Origin of the sequence: Lysinibacillus sp. UBA5994, assembly GCF_002429725.1 — a bacterium.
Classification (GTDB): domain Bacteria; phylum Bacillota; class Bacilli; order Bacillales_A; family Planococcaceae; genus Lysinibacillus; species Lysinibacillus capsici.
The window spans coordinates 12,444-31,556 of the sequence record NZ_DJAU01000001.1 but is presented as its reverse complement, the minus strand read 5'-3'; the positions used below and the strand labels follow the sequence as shown (position 1 = coordinate 31,556).

Genomic DNA, 19,113 nt, shown 5'->3' with positions numbered 1-19,113 from the left:
ATGTGAGGCGTGGAGAATATGGGGAAAGACTACGATGTTTTAGTAAAGGATCAACTGTTCTTTGGCGGTGCAAAAGATGCAGAGGCTGCATTTACACAAGAATCCGTTGATGTTGTGATAGATGTTCGTGTTCAAGGGCTATCCCCTCAAGACCAGGAGACAGTTCCTTATTCTTATAAACATATGCCTATAGCAGATGAAGATAGTGAGGTAGCATCATCCATCCAACAAGTCGCGCAAGAAGTTGCTATAGCCTTTGAGACAGGGCAAAAAGTATATGTTCACTGTGGAAGTGGTGGTGGACGTGCAGGTGTTGCAGCTACAGCTATATTAATGGAGTTGGGAATGGCTGATTCATTAGAAGCAGCACAGGCAGCTGTCAAAAAAGCTCGTCCATTGGTGACGATACGCCCTAAAATGGAAGACGCGCTGCAAAAACTTTATAAATAATTGAGAAGATGTACTAATTAAGGTACATCTTTTTTTATGATGTAAGAGATACTTTGTTCTATACATATTAGAACAAAGTTGTTATAGTTAATGTATAACAAATAATGAGGTGATCTGTATGATGGAGGAATTAGCAAAAGTTCCATGGGCAGTAATAGCACCGCTCATCATCGTTCAAATTATTTTGATGATTGTAGCACTTATTGATTTACGAAAAATTCATGCAACAAACGGCCCTAAAATTCTTTGGGTGTTTATTATTCTTTTTGCTAATCTATTTGGATCAATTGCGTACTTTATAGTGGGGAGAAAGCAGTCATGACAACTTTACTTCAAGTTATAGGTTTGACCAAGCAATTTGCAGAGCACAAAGTTGTAGATGCTATTCATTTTAACTTAGAGGAAAAAACTTCTACGGCTTTAATTGGTCCAAATGGAGCTGGCAAGACAACCACTTTATCTATGTTAACGGGGCTTTTAAGACCGACTGCTGGAAATGTAAAGATGCTAGGTAATGATTTACGTTCGAATATAGGTTTTTTACCCCAATATCCACAATTTCATCCTTGGTTAACTGCGTTAGAGTTTACAGAAATGGCTGCAAAATTGAATGGTGTAGCAGCCAAAAAGGCTAAATTAGAAGCACAAAAAACCTTAGAATTTGTAGGGTTAGGGGACGTCCAACATAAAAAAATAGCCTCTTTTTCAGGTGGAATGAAGCAGCGACTAGGTATTTCCCAAGCAATAGTGCATAAGCCTAAATTACTGCTATTAGACGAACCTGTTTCAGCATTAGATCCAGTTGGCCGTAGAGAAGTACTTGATTTATTAAAAGGACTACAGCAAGAGACGACTATTTTATACTCAACGCATATTTTAAATGATGCTGAAGAAATGACAGATCAACTATTATTCTTGCAAAATGGAAAACTAGTAGAGCAGGGAACATTACGTGAAGTACGGCAACGTTTTGATGAGCAAAATTATGTCATTGAATTTGGCAGTGAAGAAGAGGCTAAGCTTTTTGCAAATTCCTCTAATCATGTAATAGGTTGTAATGTGTATATTGAGATCGTGAATGAAGAGCCGACGATGAAAATGTTGCTTCAACGGTTAAGTGAATGTCCTTATACAATTAGAAAGGTAGAGCGACAGACAGCATCTTTGGAAGAAATTTTCATGAAGGTGGCGAAAAAGGCATGAGAGGATTCAATGTACTTCTGCAAAAGGAATTTAGAGAAGCATGGCGGAGTTGGAAGTTTCTATGGATTCCTCTAGTGTTTGCTCTGCTTGGAATGAGTGATCCACTAACAAACTATTATATGATGGATATTTTAAATGCTGTTGGAAATGTTCCAGAGGGCTTTGAAATGTTGATGCCAGAATTAATGCCACTGGATTTAATTCAAGCTTCTATCGGGCAATTTCAAACAATTGGCTTATTGGTGATGATGGCTTCGTTTGTAGGAGCTATTAGTAAGGAACGTGCTAATGGTATGGCAACATTACTATATGCTAGGCCTATATCATTTGGCGCATATTTTTTGAGTAAATTTGTTGTTATGAGCACCATTTGTTTTGTTAGTATTTTAGCTGGGTTTGGTGCAAGTGTCTATTATACAACTATTCTATATGGAACGTTGGACGTGGGTGCACTGTTAGTAAGCTTTTCTACGTACTATATTTGGTTGCTATTTGTGATAGCTGTTACGTTAATGATGAGTGCCAGCTTTAAAACAGTTATTGCTACAACATGTGCATTTACAGTGATCTTTGTTGGGCAAATTATCGATATGATTATAGGAATCTTTTGGACAATATCTCCGTGGAAACTAGCAAGCTACGGAATTGCAAAATTTCGAGGAACAATAGAGATGTCAGATTACTGGTGGAGCTTAGTCATTACGCTAGCATTGACAATTATCTGCATCGGCATTGGTATCGTGATGATGAAAAGAAATGCGTCTATGACAAAAATCTGAAGAGAAAACGGTAAAAATCCATTTTTACCGTTTTTTATTTTAAATCATCCTACCATTTATAAGCAAAATCAATCCTACAAAGAACATAATCCAAGAAAGGGTCGAGCTTGTTCTTTGATCAAAAAGCGTTTGAATTTTTCTTAAAGGTTTATTCATAAATCGGCGGAATAATAGATGAAAGCATAGTAGGATGATCCCTGGTGTAATCATTACTAAATTGTATCCTGCCAATAAAGGTAACCATTCATAAAACACTATTTGATTACTCGTTAAAATACCTATTGCCGCGAAATAAGGAAGAGCGGTTGCAACTTCTAAAATAGAAGTTGTGAAACCTAAAGCTACCATAGAGCTCACATGTAAAGATTTTGGTTTAGGGGATCCATTTGCCTTTCTTTTTGGAACTAACCAACTGCCAATAAATAAAATTCCCCCTACCATGCTCATGATTAATCGAGCTGAGTAACTATCTAGCAAATTAGAAATAGGGTTGAATATGACACCTAGACCTAGCATTAAAAAAATCCCAGTACTAAAGTAAAACAAACCAACAGTCATTAAATAGGTTAATAAAAGGCGGATCTGCTGTTTTTTAGCCACAAGCAATACATAGACTGATACACCAATTATAGAAGGACTAAACATGTCTAACAAAGCTAAGGTACCAATCAGTAGCAACATTTCTATGTTCATGATTGTGATTTTCCTAACGCCTGTTTTTTTGTTTCATAAACATGAAAAGCCTGCTCTATAAAATGTAGAAATTCTTCCTCTAAAGGATATAATCCAATTTGTTCAGATTTATAAGTAGATTTTCTTATGGTCCACATCTTCTCTAAAAATTCATCATTTCCGTTATATTCTACCTCGGCTTTTTCCATCATTCGTTTAATTATAAACTGAACGGAATCGGCTTCAGGACTTTCCTTATGAAGCTGCTTTAATTGACCTAATAAACCAATCCACTCTAAAGAATTAGGATCATTTTTATTTAAATTGGGTAATTTTCTAAGTAGTTCCATTTCTGTAGCTGCAAAAATCTGCTGGCGGAAGTCTTGCTTATTATCTCGTTCTTGATTTGAAAGCTTAATGTACTTTTGGATAAGGGACTCTGTCAACCCACCTTCGATAGACGAAGCATTCTTTAATCCAAGAATAGTGTTCTTCATTTGCTGTAGTTTCTTTTGCTCTTCTGCTACAAAAGCTAACTGATGGTCTAAACTTGCTTCCCAGTTCCATGAATTATTGATAAGTGTCTGAATTTCTTTCAACTTGAAGCCCAATGCCTTTAAAAATACAATCTGTTGTAACGTTTTGAGCTCGTTCTCTCCGTAAATCCTATGTCCCCCCTCAGTCTTTGCTATAGGAAGTAACAAGCCGATCTCCTCATAGTAACGTAACGTTCGAACAGAAATGCCAGTTTGTTTTGATACATTGTGAATCGTAAGCAAGGTAATCACTCCTCCTCTCTGTTAATGACATTATATAAAATGACGTAACGTCACTTTCAAGAGGGATTGTAAAACTCCTTTCTTGGAATCTCTATAACTTAGGAATATAATGGGTGTGTAACTCGAAATTTGTCAAATAACTCGGAAAATATATAGACTACTATAGAAAGAAGGGACATGAAAAGTGGGAACTGAAAATTCCGATCGTTTCCTGACAGCGTTTAATCGAATAGATCATAGACTGAGAGATATTGTAGGTGCGAAGGATTTTATGCCTTTTTATCGGCTGATTGATCAAGCAAAGAAAAAGGATGTCTTGGTGAAGAAATATGAAGATGATCTCCGCTCATATGCGGACTTACGAAATGCGATTGTTCATCATCGTACATCATTACATTATGTGATTGCAGAGCCACATACTGATGTTGTAGAACGAATTGAATACATAGATGCTACCCTTGCTAAGCCAACGCTTGTGGGGCAAATGTTCCGTAAAAGAGTATTGATTTTTCAAGAAAATGATTCTTTAAAACATGTTTTAAAAGTGATACGTCAGCGCAAATATACACAATTTCCTGTTTATTATAATAAGCAGTTTAAGGGGCTCATCACAACAGTAGGAATCACAAATTGGCTTGCGTCAAAGATGGGTGGTGATCATTTACCGAAAAGAATACCAACACTGCATGATATCTTATTGCATGAGAAAAATAGAGTGAATTACAAATTTGTCAGTAGAACGATATCCATCTATGAGGCTGAGGAAATATTTAAACAAGGAGTCGAAAGAGGGAGACGCTTTGAGGCATTATTAATAACGGAGCATGGTCAACCACATCAAAGATTACTCGGTATTATTACGCCCTTAGATATTGTCAAAATTGATTAACAAAAAACGAGACTAGACAAGCAATTAAGGGCTTGAATGTCTCGCTTTATCTTTTAAGCTGATGTACAAGGAACCATTTGTTTGGATTTGAGCAAAATAAACTTCTTCTACAGAATGCACATTTTGCTTTTTCAATTTCTTTATTACCCAGTCTTCTGTCAGCTCAAGTTCAACAATATTCTCGGTAATAAGTTGACCATCAGAAATAACTTCTGTAGGAAGGTAGGTAGGTGGTGATACGTCGGCTTTAACATCCTGCTTTGTAGCCACTTGTTCAGAGGTTTTTTGTAGCACACTGAGCTTTCCATTCGTTTCTAGTAAAGCATACTCAACGTCCTGTACGGAGAAAATGGCTTGTTCACGTAACATCATGGTAAGCTCATCTAGATGAAGACGGTTTTTTTGTAGTGCTGATTCTAAAATAAGACCCTTTTGAATAACAATTGTTGGTTTATCATCAATGAGAACGCGAGCTTTTTTAGATTTAATCGTAATAACGGTCATCAAATACGTTAAAGCACTCCACCAAACGAGAGAAATCAAACCATCTAAAAAAGGTGTTTCTTCCTGAGAGGCAATTTCTGAAGCGATCGACCCAAATGTAATACCTGTAATGTAATGGAAAAACGTTAACTGGCCTAATTGTTTTTTACCAAGTAGACGTGCCAGAATTAGTAAGGCAAAAAACGAAAGTGTTGTTCGTAGAATCATTTCCCAAAAGTGAGCATGAATAAAGCTTTCCATGCATACATCAACTCCTTTTACAGCTGTCGAACTATAGCTTGTGCAAAATGGTCGATAGTATGCGACAATCATGTTTAAACAAAATAAGAGTGAGGTGGCAACATGAATAAACAATTAAATGTAACCAATCCAATCTATCCAATAATGATTGCAATCGGTGTTGCTCACCTAATAAATGATACGATGCAAGCTGTTATCCCAGCGATGTTTCCGATATTTAAGAGTGAATTAGGATTGACCTTTACACAAATTGGAATGATTTCTTTTGTATTAAACATATTTGCTTCTGCATTGCAGCCTGCGGTAGGCTTTATCAGTGATAAAAAACCAATGCCTTATGCTTTACCTATCGGTATGATTAGTTCATTTATAGGGATTGCTATTATAGCATTCACAACGCAGTATTGGATTATTATTATTGCGGTATTATTTATAGGCTTCGGGTCAGCTATTTTTCACCCTGAGGGATCGAGAGTTTCCTTTATGGCAGCTGGATCTAAACGAGGACTTGCGCAGTCTATTTATCAAGTGGGGGGAAATTCAGGGCAAGCACTAGCACCATTAATTAGTGCTTACATCTTTGATATTTTAGGGCAACGTGGGGCTGCGATCATATTAGTAATTGCAACGTTTGGTATCATTTTATTAAGTAAAATTGCTACATGGTATAAAAAACAATTGGAGCAGGAGCGTGCAACTAAGAAAAAGCGTGTACTCGTCTCAACATTGCCTCCATTAACAAAGAAACAAGTAGGAATCGCATTAACATTATTATTTACAATTATTTTTGCACGATCATTTTATACAACAAATATAACAAGTTTTTATGTGTTTTATCTAATGGATCACTATGAGGTCAGCCTTCGACTAGGGCAAATATTAATATTCACCTTCATGGCATTTGGTGTAGTAGGTACCTTTTTCGGAGGTTCTTTATCAGACCGTATTGGTAGGAAAAATGTCATTATCCTTTCTGTAGTTGGCCCTATGCCATTTTGTTTAGCATTGCCATATGTACCATTATGGGCGGCTATGATATTTTTAGTTATTATTGGTACGTTGATTATGATTAGCTTCTCCGTAACGGTGGTCTATGCGCAAGAGTTAGTCCCAACAAAAATTGGCACCATGGCAGGTTTAACAACAGGATTTGCTTTTGGAATGGGCGCAATAGGGGCAATGGTTATCGGCGTTTTAATGGATCATAAAGGCATTGATTTTACAATGATTGTTGTTTCATTATTACCTTTATTATTACTAGTTGCCTTCTTCTTACCGAAAGATAAACCTGCTTCAGCTGCTGTCTAATAAAAAAAACGCGTATCTACGCGTTTTTTTTATTGTCTTAATGGAGCTAAAAATTCTGCTGGCAATTTTTCCTGATCAATTACATAGCCCTCTGAAATATGAACTTCATGCATTTTATCGTTGTAAGTAAATTTAAAGATGCCATTGTCAAAATCTGTGCCAATTTCTTTGAAGAATATACCTTCAATCGATACATACTTAGGACATGTAAATGCTACTTTAAAGTTCTCCTGTTCTTTAATTAAGTAAGCACGTACTCCTTTTTCATATGTTTCATTTGCATCATCATCGGTTGGGCGTTGAACAGCTACGATATGAAAATCAACAAAAGGAACTTCCTTTAACAGTACGTTTAAGAACGAACCTTTAGTGATTTCCTCCCAACGGCTTTGTGCGCTTTGCCCTACGATAATTTGTGAAATACTATAATTCTTCGCGACCTCTGCAATAACCTTTTGTATGGGGCGTTTTTCATTATCTTGCAAAATAAATTTTTCAACCTCAAGTTCATCTGATAACTTTTTCCATTGCTCTATATAACTAGATTTCTCTGCGTCAAATGCATCAAGGGGTTGCGAATCGACTGAAAGAATATAGAGTGGGCAATCAAGCATTGTGGCCATCTTATGACCACGACGAATCAAACGTTCGCCATTTAAGCCGTAATAAACACAAACTAATATACTTTCATCCAAACGCCCTTTTACATGCTTCATAAAAAATGTACACCTCTTATCTGTTGGTATTTTGTTAATTTCACTGTTGATTTGAAAAAATTATCCTAAAACAGCTAAAATCGATGCTGTTACAGTGCATTATGCTCATTTATATTGTATACTTAAAAATGTATAAAAGTTAACGAAAATGTATTGGAAAACCCTTGAAGGATTAAGCTTAAATCGATAATTAGAGATTATTTAATTTATGCATTCTGTGCATCTATGCTAATTTGCTTTCATATGCCACACTATTATGCAGTGAGTTAAATAGATAGTCAAGTTTCTTCATTATGCTGATATTAACTGAGTTGTAACTGTATAAATTATCTGATTTTCCACAAGTTATTTAGGCTTGCATCGGGTTAGAAGTGACTAAATAACTAAAATAACCGTTTTTATAAACAATTAGGCACTTTAATACCCCACCACATTCCATTAAAAAATTTCAAGAATACATCTAATATGTTCCTTAGCTTGAACAAATTTCTAAGGTCTTAGCACTTTACATGCCCATCACCACAAAAATTTGCTAGATGATTTAGATAGTAGGAGGTTTTCATTTGGTCACAGTTCTCATTGCGATACTTTTGCCATTTGTTTGTGCTGCTCTAATTCCATTGCTTTACAGGCGACTAAGGCGTGTCACACATCTTGGCTGGTTTGTTTTATCTGTTCCATTCATCTTGTTTCTTTTACTCGCTCGCTATATTCCTCAATTAGCCGAGGGTAAAACCTTTATTCATACATATGAGTGGATTCCCTCTTTTAATATAAATTTCACAACTTACCTAGATGGACTCAGTATGATTTTTGGTCTGCTGATTACAGGTGTAGGTAGTTTAGTCATTTTATATTCTATTTTTTATTTATCAACGAAAGAATCTCTTCATCATTTTTACTGCTATTTATTACTATTCATGGGCGCTATGCTTGGCGTTGTTTTTTCAGATAACCTAATGGTATTATACACATTTTGGGAATTAACAAGTGTGTCATCATTCCTATTAATCGCATTTTGGCATCATAGAAAGGCTTCACGGGCAGGTGCTAAAAAAGCGATGATGATTACCGTCTTTGGCGGACTCTCAATGCTTGCGGGTTTCTTAATGCTCTATGTAGCTTCTCATACATTTAGTATTCGTGAAATTGTAGCTAATGTAGAGGTTATACGAGATCATACCTTATTTACGCCAGCGCTTATTCTAATTTTACTAGGGGCTTTTACAAAATCAGCACAATTTCCATTCCACATTTGGTTGCCTGATGCTATGGAGGCCCCAACACCTGTTAGTGCTTACTTACATTCCGCAACAATGGTGAAGGCAGGCATTTATTTAGTTGCTCGTTTTTCACCGGTTTTTGGAGGAGAGGCAGTATGGTTCTGGCTAGTTAGTGTTATCGGCCTAGTTACATTATTCTGGGGCTCCTTTAATGCTGTCCGTCAGACGGATTTAAAAGCATTATTAGCCTTTTCAACAGTGAGTCAGCTTGGTTTAATTATGAGTCTCTTTGGTCTTGGGTCTGTTGGTCATTATTATGGCTATGAGGAAAACTCAATTCTTTACACCCAAGCAAGCTTTGCAGCGCTATTTCACCTTGTGAATCATTCGACCTTTAAAGGAGCTTTATTCATGATGGTTGGAATTGTCGATCATGAAGTAGGTACTCGTGATATTCGTCGTTTAGGTGGCTTAATGTCTTTCATGCCTATCACTTTTACAATTGCTGTGATTGGTAGCTTCTCAATGGCAGGACTGCCACCATTTAATGGCTTTTTAAGTAAGGAAATGTTTTTTGCAGCAGTATTGGCTATTCGTGATGTAGAAGCATTCTCTATTGCTGATATAGGGCTGTTTTTCCCTATAATAGCATGGGTGGCAAGTATCTTTACCTTTGTCTATAGTTTGATTTTAATTAGTCGTACATTTTTGGGTAAACTACAGCCAGAGAAGATTGATAAAAAACCACACGAAGCTCCACTTGGCATGTTAATATCGCCAATTATTTTATGCTTGTTGGTAGTTGGTATCTTTTTCTTCCCTAATATATTAGGTCATTATATTTTGGAGCCTGCTATGGCTAGTATTTATCCAACATTCCCAACTACAAGTGAGTTAACACCACATATTCATGCATGGCATGGCATCAATGCAGAGTTATTGATGACAGTAGGTGTCATTATTATTGGAATTATCTTATTTAAAACATTAAAAAGCTGGAAGCCACTTTATCGTCTATTTTCACAAAAGTATACGTTTAATACGTATTACAATCGAATGATAGAGATGAGTGAAAATGGCTCACAGAAGCTTACCAATAAATATATGACAGGTAATTTAACACATTATTTTGTCTATATATATGTATTTTTTGTTGCACTTATCGCAGGTTATTTTGTTTGGTCAGATGCCATGACCTTTAATTTTGACAAAGATTCCGCTATAGAATCCTACGAGTTAATCCTTGTGTTTGTCATGATTTTTGCTGCTGTTTGGATGATTTTCGCAAAGGGTCGGGTGACAGCCATGTTGCTAAATGGTGTACTAGGCTATTCTATTGCCTTCTTCTTTGTTATTTTCCGTGCACCAGACCTAGCTTTAACACAATTAGTTGTTGAATCAGTCACAACAGCTTTATTCCTTTTATGTTTTAAATATTTGCCAGATTTAATGCCAGAGCTACCACGTAAAAGGGTTCAATGGTCAAAAGCATTGATTTCTATTTTTGTTGGTGCAACCGTAACAATTGTTGGCTTAGCCGTCGTACACTATGATCGCTTTGAACCAGTGGCTACTTACTTCAATGATGCCTATGAATTGGCTGGCGGTTCCAACATCGTTAATACAATACTAGGGGATTTCCGTGCTTTTGATACGATGCTAGAGGTTGTTGTTCTTCTAATTGCTGGCTTAGGGGTCTATGCTCTGACAAAGCTTAAGCCACGAAAGGAGGAAGCAGATCATGAAAATTAATGATGTGATTTTAAGAACCGTTACCAAAGCCGTTGTGTTCATTATTTTAACACTCGGCGTGTATTTATTCTTTGCTGGGCATCATGCTCCTGGCGGTGGCTTTATAGGTGGTCTGGTGTTAGCCTCAGGCATTGTTTTGTTATATCTAGCCTATGATATTGAAACTGTTCATAAAGGGATGCCTTTCGACTTCAAAAAAGTTGCAGCTCTTGGTGTATTGCTTGCAACTGGAACAGCAATAGGTTCGTTGTTTTTTGATGTCCCATTTTTAACACAAGCACATACGTATATAGATGTTCCTATCTTTGGGAAAATGGGCTTTTCAACTGTCACTATTTTTGAAGCAGGTGTGGCTTTAACAGTGGTGGGGGTTGTTGTAACAATTATTTTAAGTATAAGTGAGGATGAGTAGCCAATGGAGTCTTTAATACTTGTTTTAGTAGGTATATTAGTAGCTGTTGCGACGTACTTAATCCTCTCGAAGCAGTTATTGCGTGTTATTTTAGGCACCGCTGTTTTATCTCATGCTGCCCACTTACTGATTTTGACTATGGGAGGTTTAAAAAAAGGGGATGTCCCGTTATTAGGAGAATCAGAGGGACCATATACAGATGCATTACCTCAAGCATTAATATTAACAGCGATTGTGATTAGCTTTGCTGTCACTGCTTTTGTTCTCGTTTTAGGGTATCGCGCGTACAAAACAAATGGTTCAGGGAATTTTGATGAATTGAGAGGTACGCCTGATGAGTAATATGATTGTTTTACCATTAATTGTACCAGTAATTACGGCTATTTTACTGGTGTATTTAAAAGAGCATGTGACGCTACAACGTATCATCAGCTTATTGACATTGAGCTTTATTATTATCATTAGCGTCATTTTATTAGTAGAGATTCAAGAACAGGGTGTGATGCGCATTGATTTTAGTGGATGGGCACCACCATTTGGAATCTCATTTGTAGCCGATTCATTTGCGACACTATTATTGTTAGTTGCAAATATTGTAGCCCTCATTTGTATGCTATATGCAATTTTTACAATGGAGCTAAGATATGAAAAAATGTATTTTTATCCATTTACCTTGCTGATGATAGCAGGTGTCAATGGCTCATTTTTGACGGGCGATATTTTTAACTTATTTGTGTGTTTTGAAGTAATGTTGCTCGCTTCCTATGCATTGATTAGCTTAGGTGGCGAAAAAATTCAGCTACGTGAAGCATTGAAATATGTGCTAATCAACATTGTTGCCTCTTGGATTTTCTTAGTGGCACTAGCTTTTCTGTATGGAACCGTAGGCACATTAAATATGGCACATATTTCAGTTCGTGTAATGGAGGCAGGAGCTAATCCTCTTATTACAACAGTAGCGCTTATTTTCTTAATCGTCTTTAGCTTGAAGGCTGGACTTTTATTATTCTTCTGGTTGCCAGGATCTTATAGTGTACCACCAACTGCCATTGCTGCTTTATTTGCTGCTTTATTAACAAAGGTAGGGATGTATGCACTTGTACGTTCCTTTACATTGCTGTTCCCTAACAATCCTGAAGTCACACACACAGCTCTTGGCATCATGGCTGGCCTCACAATTATAGCAGGCTGTATCGGTGCACTTTCAGGTCGTGATGTTAGAACAATAGCCTCTTACAATGTACTAATTGGCGTTGGTTTTATAATAATTGGGCTAGCTGTAGGCACAGAGTCAGCCTTACAAGGTGTTATCTACTATTTAATGCACGATATGATAGCTAAGGCTATGTTGTTCTTAGCTGTTGGCATGATGATATATCTCACTGGGGAAACAGTAATTGATAAGATGAGTGGACTTATTCGTAACTACCCCTTTTTTGGATGGTTGTTCTTTATAGCAATGTGTTCACTAGCTGGTATACCCCCACTGAGTGGTTTTTTAGGAAAGGTTTTAATTGGACAAGGTGCGATAGAAGGTGGCCATTTCGTTCTATTAGGTCTAGGGTTTTTCTCTAGTTTAATTGTTTTATATTCATTGTTAAGGATATTTCTTTCTTCCTTTTTCGGCGAAACCATTATTAGCTTAGAGGATGAAAAACCTTTACCTAAACGTATATTGTTGCCATTAACATTACTAGCTGTTTGCACATTTGGGTTAGGTATTGGGGCAGAAAAACTGGCACCATTTGTCACAGATGCAGCTGAAACACTTTATACACCATCTATCTATATCGATGCAGTTTTAGATGGCGAACAATGGCAAGGTGAGGTGAATAAATAATGGCGATGCAGTTTATTTTAAATTTATTTATCGCAACACTTTGGTTACTTTTACAGGATGAAGTGACACCACAATTTTCAACATTTTTAATGGGTTTTGTTGTAGGTATGGGTATTCTATATGCGATGCATCGCTTTTATGGTACTCAATTTTACATGAGGAGAGTCTTTTCCATTATCAAGTTATTATGGCTGTTTAACTGGGAGCTATTTTTATCAAGCTATAGTGTATTAAGACAAATCACTACACCTAAGCTAAATATTACACCGGGTATTTTCACATATAAAACTGTATTAGAGGGTGATTGGGAGATTACAGCTCTTGCCTTACTGTTGACGTTAACACCTGGCTCTGTCGTCATGGAGGTATCGGAAGAGGGAGATGTCTTTTATATTCATGCTATGGACATCGAACAGTCAAAGGATGCTGTTATACGATCAATTGGAAAATTCGAACAAGCAATAATGGAGGTGACACGCTAATGATTAACAATATATTACTTCTTGCACTTGCTTTCTTCAGTATTTCCATTGCGCTGTCGTTATATCGTGTTATCCGTGGTCCGTCAATGCCTGATCGAGCGATAGCTCTCGATACAATTGGTGTTAATTTATTATCGGCTATTGCGATTGTCTCTATTATATTGAAGACTAAAGCATATTTAGAAGCTATTCTTATTTTGGGCATTTTAGCGTTTATCGGAACGATTGCATTTACAAAATATATAGAAAGAGGTGTGATTGTTGAACGTAAATCAAATGATTGAATGGGCAGCAGTTATCCTTATTCTTATAGGTTCCATTGTGAGTGTTATTAGCGCATTTGGGATGATTCGCCTACCAGATGTCTATACACGATCACATGCTGCTACGAAAAGCTCTACATTATCGGTTTTAACCTGTTTGTTAGGAGCGTTTATCTATTTCTGGGTGCATGACGGTTTTGTTAGTGTACGGCTCATTTTAGGTATTCTTTTCGTCTTTGTGACAGCACCCGTTGCAGGGCATTTAATTTGTCGTGCTGCCTATCGTTCTCGCGTTCCATTAGCAAAGGACTCTGGTGAAGATGAATTAAAGTCAAAATTGTTCCCTGAAGAGCATACGATAAAATAGAAGGAGGACTGTTTGCCCTAAAGCAAACAGTCTTTTTAGTGCAAAATAATGAAAATAGTAGAACTGCAAAATTGATGAATAGATTGTTCAAAGAGAGTGGCGAAATCCCTGCACAAAAGATAAGAGAGCACTGGCTTAAGATAGCAAACATTGGACATTTCTTAACATTCAAGTGGATTCTAAATAAGTGAAAGGGAAGTTGATTGGCTTAATCAACTTCCCTTTCAAATTATTCTTGAAAAACTAATTGATACCCAGAGCCTCTTACCATAACGATTTTAGCTGTATGACCTGGAATCGTTTCAAGTTTTTTTCTTAAATTGCTGATATGAACTCGTAAGGCTTGTGTTTGTCCAAAGCTATCCTCGTCCCAAATAAGTCGGTACAGCTCAGCAGCTGGAAAAGCTTGATTGCAATGCTGTGCTAAAAAGAATAAAATTTGGAATTCCTTTGTTGATAAAGTTAATACAGTATCACCAATTGAAACTTTTCCTGAGTGTATATGGAAGTGTAATGTATGAATAATTTTGATTCCCTCATTTACGGAAGTATGTTCAATTGGTTGCATCAACTTTTTATGTTGCCTTCGTTCAAGTAGCCGCTCAATTGTTTTTAAGAGTCGGTTGTGGTCAATGGGCTTTAAAATATAATCTATAGCCTGTACATTAAAGGCCTCTAAAGCATAATTTTCGTAAGCTGTAACAAAGACAATATCTATATAGCTTGAGACATCTTCTATTTTAGAAGCAAATTCAAGTCCAGTCATTTCAGTCATTTCAATGTCTAAAAACAATATATCAGGTTTTAGCATATCAATATTTACTAAACCATCTTTTGGATTCTGGAAGGTTCCAATAATCTCAATAGAGCCACTTGCCTTTAGCATGGATTCTAATAAACGAATGGCTAAAATTTCATCATCTATAATAACTGCTTTTAACAAGCTGCTCACATCCTCTATAAAGTAATTATTGGAAATCTTATTTCAACAGTCGTTCCTTTGTTTTCGTGGCTATCAAAATGGATAGTAGCGTTGTCGAATTTTTTTAATCTTTTGGAAATATTTAAGATACCAATGCCTTGACTAGCTGTTTTCTCACCATTTTGAATTTGCCTTAAAAGCTCTGAAGATATCCCAATGCCGTTGTCAATCAGTTGGAAAATCACCATATGCTCTTCCTGCCTTATAACTAATAGTAGCTCGCTAACCTCTTTTCTGACTTTCAAACCATGAAGAAGGGCATTCTCTACTAAAGGCTGAAGCAGTAAAGGAGGAATAAGACATTGGATAGGCTCATCCATGCAAATATTAAATTCTAATTGCTCAGGATATCTAGTACGATGAATATTTACATATGCCTCAATAAGACTAAGCTCCTTTTCCAAAGGGACAAGACTGTTGGCATTTTCAAAGGCAAAACTGTTACGTAAAAATGTAGCAAAATCTGTAATCATTGCCCGTGATTTATCTAAGTCTAAATAGCTTAGGGACAGAATGGAATTTAAGACATTATAAATAAAATGCGGTTTTATTTGTGCTTGTAAAAACGCAGTTTCCATTTTCACAGCTGTTTCTGCAGACTCCTTCAATAAAAGAAGATTGCGAACCCTTGTCATTAGCTCGGTAGCATCTAAAGGTTTATGTAAAAAATCATTTGCTCCAGATTGAAAGGCTGCAATCATATCCTCTGGGCGAACCGCCGCAGTCAACATTAGAATAGGTAGCTCTGTAGACGTGTAATGTTGCCTAACCTGTTGACAAATCTCATAGCCAGAAATTGTGGGCATCATTATATCTAAAATTAATAAATCAATACTAGGTTGTTGTGTAAGGTACTCAAAAACATGGTGTCCATTATCAATTGCTATAATGGAATAGTTTTCTTGTGTCAATATATCTATTAGTACTTTTAAATTAACAGCATCGTCATCTACAATAAGAATTTTTTTCTTTCCTATTTTCTCAACAATATGTGGGAATGTTAGGAAAGGATGCTGGTATGTTTGGATTGGCATGGATGGTAATTCCTCATTTGTCGGCTGACCTTTTCGTAATTTGAATGAAAAGGTAGCGCCTTGTCCGACAATAGAATCAACAAATATTTTCCCACCCTGCCGCTCGACAAGCTCCTTTGTAATATGTAAACCTAATCCACTGCCACCAATTGAATAATTGAATTGTTGGAACGGGTTAAAAATGGTTTTTAAATTTTCTGGTGCTATCCCACACCCAGTATCCTTAACTTCAATCACAAGGAATGACTGTTTCTCATAACAAGTTATATCAATTTTTCCTTCATTTGTATACTTCACTGCGTTATGAATTAAATTATATAAAATTTGGCGAAGACGGTTTTCATCAGCTTGGACAAAGGTTCCCCGTTCTATATGATTATAAATTTTGACATTCTTGCTAATCGTGTAGGAAAGCACTTCTACAGTCATATGTGTAATGGCATATAAATCAACAGATGCCATCCGCAATGTTAATTCATTCTCCTTCAGCTTTGAAAAATCAAGTAAATCATTGACTAAATAGGATAGACGTTCTGCAATATTGAAAATAAGTGATACTTTTTCTTTTTGTTCGTCCGCTGAGATAGGTAAACTATTATCCTTCAGCATAGATTGTGAAATGCCTATAATGCCATGTAAGGGCGTTTGGAATTCATGAGATGTTTTAGCGAGAAACTCATCCTTTAATTTATCTACACGTATCAGTGCCTCCGTTAGCTTGCCTTTTTCTAAATAAGAATCTGCAAAACGATGAGAAATATATAGGGAAAGCATTGTCAGGCAAATAAATGGCAACAATGGTGGTAGAGCACTCAGTTCAAGATTAATATTTGTATTTAAAGTAGCAACGATAAAATAAAGCAAAATGGCTAGAGAGCTTAACGTTAAATACATTACTCCAGTAGCACGTTTGTAAATTGCTATAATTTGTACATAGAAGATATAAACAATATTTGCGAATACATACAATGAGTTGATATTCTGAAATAGTGAATTAATGGATGTTGGAAGCAATGCAACCAGCATTAGAAGGGTACCTATTGCACAAAACACTTTCACAACTAAACGATTCATATGTTTTATTAGAGCACGATAAAAATACAACAATATAAAAAGGCCTACAGCTATACTAGAGATCATTTGCATTTTCTGAAATGGAGCATAGGAAATATTTATAAAGTCTAGTAATAACTTTTCGCCATGAGTAAGGGTGTAAACCCCACTTGCGAAACAAAATATAGAGAAGTAAAGCTGTTCTATACCAAATTTTGAATAAAGATATGAGCCAAAAAAGTAGATAAACATTGTTAAAAAACCTGCTAAGGTAATTAAATCGTAGAATATGGCACCCTCTCGAAGCTTTGCAATACTAGATTGATCCCCCAAAAAAATGGAGCTAATAATTCCTCCTCCTGGTGCATAATCAAAATTGGCTACATGAACAATCAATTCAAGTTCTTTTTTATCAGGCGAAAAATAAGCGGTATATGGGGTATTGTGGGGTATATAGCTGCTATCCTCAGCGGGCTCTCCACTATGTCCAACTCGCTTTCCGTTAATATACAATGCGTTCGACATTCGAATGTTACTCGTTTTAATTCCTAAAATATCTTCGGTATCATCGATTAAAACCTTGAGACGATAAGTCCCACTTTCAAATACAGGTATTTGTTGCCCATCAATTGTATATTTTGTCCAAGCTGAAGGGACATTAACAAGATAGCTTTGATAGGAATCAAAGGCTTCACCGTCCACTAAATGATTCGGGATAAATTCCCACTCCCCATCTAATTTGATAGGCGTATTATCGTGAAATGAATGATGACGTAAATCCATCACACCTTCAATCGCTTGCGGCCCATGCGACTTAGGTTGAGTTAAGAAAAAGGTAATGCCTGCTATCAGCACTGAGCCAATAATAATTGCGAACAATAACGATAATTTTTTCATCGTAAAAATCCCTTTCAAATGATTTATTTGGATTATACAAGATAACTTACGGCATTAATACAAAATTCCTACTAGCGATGAAATCTAAATATTGCGAGCTTAAAGGATGGCGATAATCTCTATCTCTGAACTGTTGAAATTAAGTTGTTTTTATGATGGAGGAATAAATAATGCTAAAACGGAAAATAGTAAAGTTACTTTGTAAAATGAATGAAAACAAAAATAAATTGACTTATCAGAAAATTATGCATATAATATTTAGCTAAAATTTTTTTAGTTTATCTTGATTATTATTTCAAAAGAGTATATCTTAATTAGCAGATAGATTTTTTATTCTTCAACATGAATAAATATCCAATCAACTATATTCGAGAAATGTATTCTCATACACAATAAATTATAAATAAAAGGAGTTACAATTTATGAAGAACAAGTTATTTATCATGATGCTGGTACTAGTAATAGGTGTACTTGCAGCATGTGGCACTAAAGACAATAATGCAAGCGATACAGGATCTACTACGGATACAGATGGTAAGCAAGTATTAAAAGTTGGTACATCAGCTGACTATGCGCCATTTGAATATGTGGATGCAGCAAAAGGCGAAGAAATTATTGGATTTGATATTGATCTAATCAAATTAGTTGGAGAAAAAATAGGCGTTGATATGCAAGTGCAAGATATGGACTTTAACAGTTTAGTGCCAGCACTTCAAGCAGGGAAAATTGATGTCGTTATTTCTGGTATGACACCGAATCCAGAGCGTGAAAAAGTGGTAGATTTCTCAGATAAATATAATGAAACAGAGCAAGTAATCCTTGTTAAAAAGGATAGCGGTATTAAAAAAGAAGCTGACTTAGCTGGTAAAAAAATAGGTGTACAAACTGCATCTATTCAGGAAAACTTAGGTAATGAAATTGCGAAAAAGGTTGATGTAACAGTAGAAGGACGTACGCGAATCCCTGAGATTGTGCAAGATATGATGTCTAAACGTTTAGACGCAGGTATTTTAGAGGGTGGCGTTGCGAAAGGCTATTTAAAAACGAATGATCAATTAGAGGCTTTCCCAGTGGAAGAACAGCCTGAAGATTTCAAAGCAATCGCTGTTCCAAAAGGAAGCGATTTAAAAGATAAAATTAATAAAGCTTTAAAAGAGCTAGCTGAAGAAGGCAAAATCAAAGAGTTAGAAGAAAAATGGTTAGAAAAAGTTGAATAATAATTGCGTGCGATAGCTCTACTTTTGGGCTATCGCTTGTGCTTTTCATTA

General features: G+C 36.1%; 20 protein-coding genes. 14 read left to right on the top strand and 6 right to left on the bottom strand.

Annotated elements, in window-relative coordinates:
- Window positions 1-18: 18 nt before the first annotated feature.
- The 4 genes from B3D98_RS00170 to B3D98_RS00155 all read left to right on the top strand — a co-directional run bounded on the left by B3D98_RS00170 (window position 19) and on the right by B3D98_RS00155 (window position 2,432).
- Window positions 19-450 (top strand): protein-tyrosine phosphatase family protein, encoded by a 432-nt coding sequence (locus B3D98_RS00170; RefSeq protein ID WP_048395783.1) that lies wholly within the window; start codon window positions 19-21, stop codon window positions 448-450.
- Window positions 451-568: 118 nt separating this feature from the next.
- A complete protein-coding gene (locus tag B3D98_RS00165) occupies window positions 569-772 on the top strand; it encodes a PLDc N-terminal domain-containing protein (RefSeq protein WP_081010918.1) in 204 nt (67 codons plus the stop codon).
- Window positions 769-1,653, top strand: a complete 885-nt coding sequence (locus tag B3D98_RS00160) for an ABC transporter ATP-binding protein (protein WP_288579678.1) — start codon at window positions 769-771, stop codon at window positions 1,651-1,653. Before B3D98_RS00165 ends, B3D98_RS00160 begins: the two co-directional genes overlap by 4 nt.
- Window positions 1,650-2,432: an ABC transporter permease gene (locus tag B3D98_RS00155; RefSeq protein ID WP_103117267.1), complete on the top strand. Its 783-nt coding sequence runs from the start codon at window positions 1,650-1,652 to the stop codon at window positions 2,430-2,432. The genes B3D98_RS00160 and B3D98_RS00155 overlap by 4 nt, the downstream gene beginning before the upstream one ends.
- A 39-nt stretch (window positions 2,433-2,471) precedes the next feature.
- Here the strand turns inward: B3D98_RS00155 and B3D98_RS00150 are convergent, their stop codons facing one another.
- Together B3D98_RS00150 and B3D98_RS00145 are read right to left on the bottom strand one after the other, a co-directional pair.
- Window positions 2,472-3,125 carry a GAP family protein gene (locus B3D98_RS00150; RefSeq protein ID WP_288579672.1) on the bottom strand — a complete coding sequence of 218 codons (654 nt, stop codon included), beginning with the start codon at window positions 3,123-3,125 and terminating at the stop codon, window positions 2,472-2,474.
- Window positions 3,122-3,892 (bottom strand): MerR family transcriptional regulator, encoded by a 771-nt coding sequence (locus B3D98_RS00145; protein WP_288579670.1) that lies wholly within the window; start codon window positions 3,890-3,892, stop codon window positions 3,122-3,124. Before B3D98_RS00145 ends, B3D98_RS00150 begins: the two co-directional genes overlap by 4 nt.
- A gap of 175 nt (window positions 3,893-4,067) precedes the next feature.
- On the opposite strand from B3D98_RS00145, the gene B3D98_RS00140 reads away from it, so the two are divergent.
- The gene (locus B3D98_RS00140) at window positions 4,068-4,772 is read left to right on the top strand and encodes a CBS domain-containing protein (protein ID WP_048395772.1); all 705 of its coding nucleotides are present in this window, start codon (window positions 4,068-4,070) and stop codon (window positions 4,770-4,772) included.
- Window positions 4,773-4,796: 24 nt separating this feature from the next.
- On the opposite strand, the gene B3D98_RS00135 is transcribed toward B3D98_RS00140, so the two are convergent.
- Window positions 4,797-5,516 (bottom strand): DUF421 domain-containing protein, encoded by a 720-nt coding sequence (locus B3D98_RS00135; protein WP_288579667.1) that lies wholly within the window; start codon window positions 5,514-5,516, stop codon window positions 4,797-4,799.
- Between the two features lie 102 nt (window positions 5,517-5,618).
- On the opposite strand from B3D98_RS00135, the gene B3D98_RS00130 reads away from it, so the two are divergent.
- Complete coding sequence (locus B3D98_RS00130; protein WP_048395769.1) at window positions 5,619-6,824, top strand: MFS transporter; 1,206 nt, start codon at window positions 5,619-5,621, stop codon at window positions 6,822-6,824.
- A gap of 29 nt (window positions 6,825-6,853) precedes the next feature.
- Here B3D98_RS00130 and B3D98_RS00125 read toward each other — a convergent pair whose 3' ends face one another.
- The gene (locus B3D98_RS00125; protein ID WP_036075307.1) at window positions 6,854-7,540 is read right to left on the bottom strand and encodes a histidine kinase; all 687 of its coding nucleotides are present in this window, start codon (window positions 7,538-7,540) and stop codon (window positions 6,854-6,856) included.
- Window positions 7,541-8,103: 563 nt separating this feature from the next.
- Here B3D98_RS00125 and B3D98_RS00120 point away from each other — a divergent pair.
- Genes B3D98_RS00120 through B3D98_RS00090 form a run of 7 tightly spaced genes read left to right on the top strand, consistent with a single transcriptional unit; the run spans window position 8,104 to window position 13,879 of the window.
- On the top strand, window positions 8,104-10,515 hold the full coding sequence (locus tag B3D98_RS00120; RefSeq protein WP_288579662.1) for a Na+/H+ antiporter subunit A: 2,412 nt from the start codon (window positions 8,104-8,106) through the stop codon (window positions 10,513-10,515).
- Complete coding sequence (locus B3D98_RS00115) at window positions 10,505-10,927, top strand: Na(+)/H(+) antiporter subunit B (protein ID WP_004233141.1); 423 nt, start codon at window positions 10,505-10,507, stop codon at window positions 10,925-10,927. Before B3D98_RS00120 ends, B3D98_RS00115 begins: the two co-directional genes overlap by 11 nt.
- 3 nt (window positions 10,928-10,930) lie before the next feature.
- Complete coding sequence (locus B3D98_RS00110) at window positions 10,931-11,269, top strand: Na(+)/H(+) antiporter subunit C (RefSeq protein WP_004233143.1); 339 nt, start codon at window positions 10,931-10,933, stop codon at window positions 11,267-11,269.
- The gene (locus B3D98_RS00105) at window positions 11,262-12,767 is read left to right on the top strand and encodes a Na+/H+ antiporter subunit D (RefSeq protein ID WP_288579655.1); all 1,506 of its coding nucleotides are present in this window, start codon (window positions 11,262-11,264) and stop codon (window positions 12,765-12,767) included. Before B3D98_RS00110 ends, B3D98_RS00105 begins: the two co-directional genes overlap by 8 nt.
- The gene (locus B3D98_RS00100) at window positions 12,767-13,249 is read left to right on the top strand and encodes a Na+/H+ antiporter subunit E (RefSeq protein WP_048395764.1); all 483 of its coding nucleotides are present in this window, start codon (window positions 12,767-12,769) and stop codon (window positions 13,247-13,249) included. Before B3D98_RS00105 ends, B3D98_RS00100 begins: the two co-directional genes overlap by 1 nt.
- Complete coding sequence (locus B3D98_RS00095; protein ID WP_004233151.1) at window positions 13,249-13,533, top strand: Na(+)/H(+) antiporter subunit F1; 285 nt, start codon at window positions 13,249-13,251, stop codon at window positions 13,531-13,533. The genes B3D98_RS00100 and B3D98_RS00095 overlap by 1 nt, the downstream gene beginning before the upstream one ends.
- Window positions 13,511-13,879 (top strand): Na+/H+ antiporter subunit G, encoded by a 369-nt coding sequence (locus B3D98_RS00090; protein ID WP_048395761.1) that lies wholly within the window; start codon window positions 13,511-13,513, stop codon window positions 13,877-13,879. The genes B3D98_RS00095 and B3D98_RS00090 overlap by 23 nt, the downstream gene beginning before the upstream one ends.
- A 229-nt stretch (window positions 13,880-14,108) precedes the next feature.
- On the opposite strand, the gene B3D98_RS00085 is transcribed toward B3D98_RS00090, so the two are convergent.
- Both B3D98_RS00085 and B3D98_RS00080 read right to left on the bottom strand, forming a co-directional pair.
- The gene (locus tag B3D98_RS00085) at window positions 14,109-14,831 is read right to left on the bottom strand and encodes a DNA-binding response regulator (RefSeq protein WP_231595762.1); all 723 of its coding nucleotides are present in this window, start codon (window positions 14,829-14,831) and stop codon (window positions 14,109-14,111) included.
- A 5-nt stretch (window positions 14,832-14,836) separates the two neighbouring features.
- Window positions 14,837-17,845, bottom strand: a complete 3,009-nt coding sequence (locus B3D98_RS00080; RefSeq protein WP_048395756.1) for an ATP-binding protein — start codon at window positions 17,843-17,845, stop codon at window positions 14,837-14,839.
- Window positions 17,846-18,267: 422 nt separating this feature from the next.
- On the opposite strand from B3D98_RS00080, the gene B3D98_RS00075 reads away from it, so the two are divergent.
- A complete protein-coding gene (locus B3D98_RS00075; protein ID WP_288579647.1) occupies window positions 18,268-19,062 on the top strand; it encodes a transporter substrate-binding domain-containing protein in 795 nt (264 codons plus the stop codon).
- The last annotated feature ends 51 nt before the right edge of the window (window positions 19,063-19,113 follow it).